Source organism: Nocardia sp. NPDC041819 (assembly GCF_055590505.1).
Genome location: NZ_JBVJAP010000054.1, coordinates 1 through 1,607 on the forward strand (window position 1 = coordinate 1; position 1,607 = coordinate 1,607).

Annotated in this window: 1 protein-coding gene; it reads left to right on the forward strand. The window is 66.5% G+C overall.

Annotated features, from left to right (window positions below; all coding sequences use genetic code 11):
• The first annotated feature begins 54 nt into the window (after nt 1–54).
• Nucleotides 55–1,581, forward strand: coding sequence for an ISL3 family transposase (locus ACZ6DL_RS38055; RefSeq protein ID WP_466058587.1), 1,527 nt, complete (start codon nt 55–57; stop codon nt 1,579–1,581).
• Nucleotides 1,582–1,607 lie beyond the last annotated feature (26 nt).

Consider the following 1,607-nt stretch of genomic DNA (forward strand, 5'->3'; position numbering starts at 1 on the left):
GGCTCTGTCGCACTTTCGGTGGTGAGTCTGTCGCGGTGACGTCACGATGTCACGGTGGGTGAAGTGAATGTTCCTGTCGCCGTGGCGTTCTCGGGGTTGTCGCCGCTGGTGGTGGAGGACGTGGTCGATGAGGGTGAGCGGGTCGTGGTGTGGGCGCGAACGCCCGATGACCCTGCTGTGTGTCCGGACTGCGGATCAGAATCAGCGCGGGTGCACGGCTATCACTGGCGGAGGGTGACCGACGTTCCGCTCGACGGGCGTCCGGTGATCATGAACGTGCAGGTCCGCCGTCTTGTCTGCCCGACCGCTGGGTGCCGAAACACCTTTCGTGAGCAGTTGCCCGGTGTTCTCGAACGGTATCAGCGTCGGACCACGCGTTTGACCAGGCAAGTCAGTGCCGTGGTTCGAGAGCTGGCGGGCCGGGCGGGAGCCCGGCTGCTTGCACGTTTGTCGATACGGCTGTCCCGGCATACGGCGGTGCGGGTGCTGCTGGGTATCCCGCTGCCGCGGCGGCCGATCCCGGCGGTGGTGAGTGTTGACGACTTCGCGTTGCTGCGTCGTCACCGGTATGCCACGGTCGTGGTCGATCCGGTGTCGCATCAGCGGATCGATGTCCTGGCAGACCGCAAAGCCGACACTCTGGCCGCCTGGCTGGCAGATCACCCTGCCGTGAAGACCGTGGTCCGGGATGGTTCGACGACCTATGCCGAAGCCGTGCGTCGCGTGCGGCCCGGCGCTGTGCAGGTGTCGGACCGGTGGCATCTGTGGCACGGACTGGCCCGCGTGGTGGAGACCGCCGTCGCCGCGCACGGACGGTGCTGGGCGGCTTCGGGCCCGAAGCGGCAGCGACTGGGGCGAGAGTCCACCACCATCGAACGGTGGCACGCTGTGCACGACCTACTCGACCAGGGTGTCGGGCTGTTGGACTGCTCCCGGCGCCTGGGCTTGGCGTTGAACACGGTGAAGCGGTATTCCCGTGTACCCGAACCGGATTCACTGCGACGGCCACCGCAGTACCGTCCAGGGCTGGTCGACCCCTACCGAGATCACCTGCGCACCCGCCGTGCCACCGACGCGGGCGTACCGGTCACCCACCTGTTCGCCGAGATCAAAGCCCTCGGCTACACCGGCGGGCTGAACCTGCTCTACCGCTACATCAACGAAGGCCGCCTCACCGGCGACCGGGTCGCGGTGTCCGGTCGCAAGCTCACCGGCTGGATCATGAGCGACCCCGCCCAGTTGCCCGAGACGCGGCGCGCTCACCTGCACGAACTCGTTACCGCGTGCCCTGAAATGACCCGGCTGACCCAACTGGTCGGTGACTTCGCCCGGATCATGACCAAACGGCGCGGGGAGGACCTCGACGGCTGGATGAAACAAGCCCGCCACGCCGGACTGCCCGAACTCGAACCCTTCCTGCGAGGTCTGGACCAGGACCACGACGCCGCGGTCGCCGGCCTGACTCTGCCCTACAGCAACGGACCCTGCGAAGGAGTCAATACGAAAACGAAGCTGCTCAAGCGGCAAATGTACGGCCGTGCCGGATTCCAGCTACTCAGACACCGGATCCTGCTCGGATAGCCCACCACCGAAAGTGCGACAGAGCC